5 protein-coding genes are annotated in these 5,578 nt (G+C 66.7%); 2 read left to right on the top strand and 3 right to left on the bottom strand.

Annotated features, from left to right (window positions below; translation table 11 throughout):
* The 3 genes from GA0115259_RS29230 to kdpF all read right to left on the bottom strand — a co-directional run.
* Positions 1–945, bottom strand: a 945-nt coding sequence (locus GA0115259_RS29230; RefSeq protein ID WP_141716731.1) for an HAD-IC family P-type ATPase, incomplete at its 3' end; no start/stop codon positions are given.
* Positions 945–2,609 (bottom strand): potassium-transporting ATPase subunit KdpA, encoded by a 1,665-nt coding sequence (gene kdpA, locus GA0115259_RS29225; protein WP_093602585.1) that lies wholly within the window; start codon positions 2,607–2,609, stop codon positions 945–947. The genes GA0115259_RS29230 and kdpA, both read right to left, overlap by 1 nt.
* Positions 2,610–2,653: 44 nt before the next feature.
* On the bottom strand, positions 2,654–2,743 hold the full coding sequence (gene kdpF / locus GA0115259_RS39290) for a K(+)-transporting ATPase subunit F (protein WP_107469283.1): 90 nt from the start codon (positions 2,741–2,743) through the stop codon (positions 2,654–2,656).
* A 500-nt stretch (positions 2,744–3,243) separates the two neighbouring features.
* Between kdpF and GA0115259_RS29215 the strand changes: the two genes are divergently transcribed.
* Both GA0115259_RS29215 and GA0115259_RS29210 read left to right on the top strand, forming a co-directional pair.
* Positions 3,244–3,909 carry a fasciclin domain-containing protein gene (locus GA0115259_RS29215; RefSeq protein ID WP_093602581.1) on the top strand — a complete coding sequence of 222 codons (666 nt, stop codon included), beginning with the start codon at positions 3,244–3,246 and terminating at the stop codon, positions 3,907–3,909.
* A gap of 213 nt (positions 3,910–4,122) precedes the next feature.
* Positions 4,123–5,070: a phosphotransferase enzyme family protein gene (locus GA0115259_RS29210; protein ID WP_093602579.1), complete on the top strand. Its 948-nt coding sequence runs from the start codon at positions 4,123–4,125 to the stop codon at positions 5,068–5,070.
* Positions 5,071–5,578 lie beyond the last annotated feature (508 nt).

The raw sequence follows: 5,578 nt of genomic DNA, 5'->3' as shown, positions 1-5,578 counted from the left end.
ATTGCGCTGCACCAGCCGGTCCATGCCCGCGATCCCGATCGCCGACAGCAGCGCACCGATGGTGGTCGGGATCAGCGCTACCACGAGTGCGACCAGGATGACGATCGACTGCTCGGCGTGCGCGAACAGCGCGAACGGTTGAAGTGTCACCACAGCGATCAGGAAGACGATCGTCAGCGAGGCGAGCAGGATGTTCAGTGCGATCTCGTTGGGCGTCTTCTGCCGGGCCGCGCCTTCGACCAGTGCGATCATCCGGTCGATAAAAGTCTCGCCTGGCTTGGAAGTGATCCGTACGACGATACGGTCGGACAGCACCTTCGTTCCGCCGGTCACGGCCGAGCGGTCGCCGCCCGACTCCCGGATGACCGGCGCCGATTCACCCGTGATCGCCGACTCGTCCACACTCGCGACGCCCTCGACCACATCGCCGTCGCCCGGGATGATCTGCCCGGCCTCCACCACCACATGGTCACCGAGCCGTAGCTGTGTGGCCGACACCTGCTCCTCGGCCGGTTCTTGTGTGCCCGGCCGCCAACTACTCGGCAGCCGACGCGCCATGGTGTCCGTCTTCGTCCGGCGCAGTGTCTCGGCCTGTGCCTTGCCACGGCCTTCGGCGACGGCCTCGGAGAGATTGGCGAAGACCGTCGTCAGCCAGAGCCAGACGGTGATCACCCAGGCGAAGACGCTGGGATTCTTGATCGCCGAGAGGGTGGTCAGTACCGCGCCCACCTCGACGACGAACATCACCGGGTTGTGGAACATGGTCCGGGGATCGAGCTTGCGCAGCGCGCCGGGGAACGAGGTGACCAGTTGCCGTGGGTCGAGCAATCCACCGGAGATACGGCGGCTGTTCGGCGCGAGCGGATCCGGATCCCTGAGACTCCTGGGGCTTCCAGGACTTCTGGAGCTTCCAAGACTTCTGGGGCGTCTGGAATTCCTGGGCATCAGCGCAGCCCTTCCGCGAGCGGCCCCAGCGCGAGTGCCGGGAAATAGGTGAGGCCGACGACAATGAGGATCACGCCGGTGAGCAGGCCGACGAAGAGCAGTCGATGCGTGGGCAGCGTTCCCGCGTTGACGGGAACCGGCTGCTCCGCCGCCAGGGATCCGGCGAGGGCCAGGATGAACACGATGGGCAGGAAGCGGCCGATGAGCATCGCCAGACCGAGGGCGGTGTTGTACCAGACGGTGTTCACGGAGAGCCCTGCGAAGGCCGAGCCGTTGTTGTTGGCGGCCGAGGTGAACGCGTAGAGCACTTCGGAGAAACCGTGCGGCCCGGGATTGAGCATCGCCGCCCGCTCCCCGGGCAGCGCCATGGCGATGCCCGCGCCCGTCAGCACCACGGCGGGAGTGGTGAGGATATAGAGCGAGGCGAACTTCATCTGCCGGCCGCGCAGCTTCTTGCCCAGATACTCGGGCGTCCGGCCGACCATCAGCCCGGCCACGAAGACGGCCACGACCGCCAGCACGAGAATGCCGTAGAGCCCGGACCCCGTACCGCCCGGCGCGATTTCGCCGAGCATCATATTGAAGATCGTCATCCCGCCACCGCCCGGTGTGTACGAGTCGTGGAAGGAGTTGACGGCGCCGCAGGACGTCAATGTCGTGGACACCGCGAAGAGCGCCGAGGACCAGATACCGAAGCGCTGTTCCTTGCCCTCCATCATTCCGCCGGCCGTGTGGCCCGCCGTACTGCTCACGCTGTGCAGCTCGTTGGCCGTGACGATGGCGACGGAGGCAGCCCAGATCAGGGCCATGACGCCGACGATCGCGTATCCCTGACGGCGGTCGCCGACCATCGTGCCGAAAGTGCGCGGCAGCGAGACGGCGATCACCAGCAGCAGATAGATCTCCAGCCAGTTACTGAAACCGTTCGGGTTCTCGAAGGGATGCGAGGAGTTGGCGTTGTAGAAGCCGCCGCCGTTGGTGCCGAGTTCCTTGATGGCTTCCTGCGAGGCGACCGGGCCACCGGGGATGCTCTGGGTGGCGCCCGAGAGCGTGGGGATCGTATGGAAACCATGGAAATTCTGCACCACTCCCGATGCCACCAGCACGATCGCGAAAACGACACAGACGGGCAGCAGTACGCGCAGCACGATCCTGGTGAGGTCCACCCAGAAATTGCCGACACGGTCGGTCTTCTGACGGGTGAATCCACGGATGAGGGCGGCCACCACGGTGATACCGACGGCGGCGGAGACAAAATTCTGCACCGCGAGCCCCGCCATCTGGACGAGATGACCGAGCGCCGATTCACCCGAGTACGACTGCCAGTTCGTGTTTGTGACAAAGGAGACGGCCGTGTTGAACGACTGATCGGCGTCCATGGCCGGAGTACCGAGAGCGAGCAGAAAGTGATTCTGGAGGCGGAGAAATCCGTACAGGAACAGTACGGAGACAAGCGAGAAGGCCAGCACACTGCGAAGAAAAGCGGTCCAGGTCTGATCGGCGTCGCCGGAGACTCCGCCGAGGCGATAGAGCAGCCGCTCCAGCCGCCAGTGCCGGGGCGAGGTCAGGACGTACGCCAGGTAGTCGCCGAGCGGCCGGAAGGAGAGGGCGAGCGCCACCACCAGGGCGAGAATCTGAAGCCATCCCGCGAGCGTGTCGTTCATGGAGGACCTTTCCTGGGCCTTCCTCTGGTGGGAGGTGGGAGAGGCTAGAAACGCTCGGGAAAGAGCAGACAGAACACGAGATAGACGATCAGGAGCACGGCCACGATCAGTCCGACGATGTTCTCGACGCTCACAGCCGGCCGACTCCCTTTCCGACCAGACCGATCAGTGCGAAGACCGCGAGAGTGACCACGACATGGATGAGGTCGGACATCTGCACCCCGTGAAGAGGGACGGGCGGACGCGGACTGGAGCGAAGGGATGGACGGGACAGGCGGGACGCAGGCGACAGGCGGCTGCGCCGGCGGACGTTTGACGCTATCGGCCACTCGACTGGCGGGCTCCTGACACGCCGGAGCCGATCGAGTGGCGGGCCCGACGGCTGTCGACAGCGGCCGGCACACGGCGGACCTGCGGCTGAGCGCCGGTGACCGAGCGTTCCATAGCAGTAAACAGCGCGTCCCGCCCGAGATGCTGAGCGCCCTGAGGCATGACTACGCTTTACGGGCGGCTTGATCGATCACAAGATCGAATGGCCTCCCACGGCCGTCGCGGAGCCCGCCGATCCAGCCGCCGCATCGACGCCTCCGGGCCCGAGCCGGGGCCCTCCTCCCACAGGAAGAGGAATCGAACCATGAAACGCACCCGTCTCCGCACCACAGCCATGTCCACCGCCGCCGCGGTCGCCCTCCCGCTCTCGCTGGGAGTCATGGCTCCTCAGGCCTTCGCCGCCCCGACGCCGAGCACCCCCACATCGGCCAGTACGCCGGCGTCGCCCACCGCGTCCGTATCGCCGAGCCCGTCCCCGACCGCCGGTGCGGCCGTCCCGTTCGGCCCTGGATGCTCGTCGCTGCTGCGAAAGGGCATCGGCGGCAGCTTCGCCAGGATGGCGACCCAGCCGGCCGCCACCGCGCTGGCCGAGAACACGCATCTCTCCACCTTCGTCGCCCTGGTGAAGAAGGCCGGACTGGCCGACAAGCTCAACACCACGAAGGACATCAGCGTCTTCGCCCCGACCAACGACGCCTTCGCCAAACTCTCCAAGGCACAGCTCGACGGGATCCGCAACAACGAGGCCCAGCTCAGAAAGATCCTGAACTACCACGTGACGGAGAAGAAGATCGCGCCCGACCAGCTCCCGAACGGTGTCTTCAAGACACTGGAGGGCGGCACGCTCACCACATCGGGCTCGGATCAGTCGTTCAAGGTCAACGGGACGACGAACATCGTCTGCGGCGACGTCCGGACCAAGAACGCCACCGTGTACGTGATCGACACCGTGCTGATGCCTCCGAGCTAGGAACCGCTTCGGCGGTGCCGGCCACAGTAGGCGCCCGGTCTCCAGCGGAAGGAGACCGGGCGCCGGGCGTTTACGGGCGCGGCCGGATGACCGCGTTGCCGAGCGTCATCGAACGCGTGTTCTATGATTCCCTCGGCGTGACCCGTGACAGGCCCTTGATCAGGTCCGTTCTCCGGGCGCCAGCCCTTGCCCGTCCGTGCGTCCGGAGGAATTATGCGCCCTGCCAAGCCCTTGCCGCCGTCGCTGCGGACCTGGGCGGAGCATGCCGTCGGTCCCCTCTCCGCAGTACGGGACGCCTCGCATCCCCGTGAGAACTCCCGGGTGTGGGACCTCACCGACACGCGCGGCCGGCACTTCTTCGTCAAGCAGTCACCGACTCCCGCGTTCTACGAGCGCGAGACCTTCGGCTATCAGTCCGCCGTACCCGCGCTGGGCTTCGGCCGCGCCCCGCGTCTGGTTGACACCGATGCCCATCGACTGGCGCTGCTGCTGACCGCCGTACCCGGCGCGCCGGTCTCCCGGCTCACCCTCACCGTCCCGGAACACCGCGCCGCGCACCGGCAGTTCGGCACACTGCTGCGGCGGCTGCACGGTACGGAGAAGATGCCCGCGCAGGGCCGCCGGGCAGCGGAGGCGGCGGTCGAGCACACGGCCGCCGCTGCCGAGAAGCACCTCGCACGCGCGGGCGACCGGCTCTCCGAAGACCGGCGCACACTCGTACGCCGTGCGGCCGACCATCTCCTGAGGCTGACGGACCTGCTCGCTCCGGGCCATATCCACGGCGACGCGCAGGAGCGTAACGCCCTCTGGTCCGGGCCCCAGTCCAGACCTGGCCCCGGAGCCGGGACCGGGTCCCCGCCCAGGTCCGGATCCGGGCGGCTGGCCATGATCGACTTCGAGCGGTCCCGGTACGCACCGGTCGTCCAGGACTTCGTACGGCTGGCCTGTGGGCCCTGGCAGGACCGCGACGATCTGCGCACCGCCTTCTTCCAGGGCTACGGCCGCCCGCTGACCGATGCCGAACGCCATGCCCTGCCGTGTCTGGCGGCGCTGGACGCCGCGAGCTGTCTGACCTACGGACCGGCTCATGGCGAACACGATGTCACCGAGCGCGGACTGCGCACACTGGACCGGCTGGAGAAAGGCATCTTCAGCCGATAAAGCGGGTTTTCGCGTGCCGACAGCTTTTCGCGCACCGGAGAATGTTCCGCATTAAAGTAATGAGGATTAAAGTACTGAGGGGTACTGGGGCATGACGGCGCCTTGAGAATTCCCGGGAGAAAGCCGGATCGAGGAGCGCTGGATCCCTGCTCGATTCCCACTCGATTCCCGCTGGATCCGCGCTGGACCTGCACTGGAACGGTAGTGGACCGGCGCTGGGTCCCTATCCGCCGATAGACGGCACAAACACCATGAGCACCGCCCGCACGGAACCGATCCCGACCGGCGACCACTTCCGGCTAGGTAGCATCCCCGCGATCGGAACGGGGACCGACTCCTTTTCCCCGGAATCCCGGAAGGATTTTCTTGTGCTTTCTCGTCGTCATGCGATACGGATCGGGCTCACCGCGGGAGCCCTCGGCGTCAGCGGTGCCACAGGCTGGACGGCACAGGCGCTCAGCAGCCGCGGCACGCGGAGTACGGCAGCGGCGGCGGCCGTACCCGCCGG

Source organism: Streptomyces sp. MnatMP-M17, assembly GCF_900091995.1.
Lineage (GTDB): Bacteria > Actinomycetota > Actinomycetes > Streptomycetales > Streptomycetaceae > Streptomyces.
The sequence above is the reverse complement of the archived record's forward strand: the minus strand, read 5'-3'. Positions and strand labels throughout refer to the sequence as shown.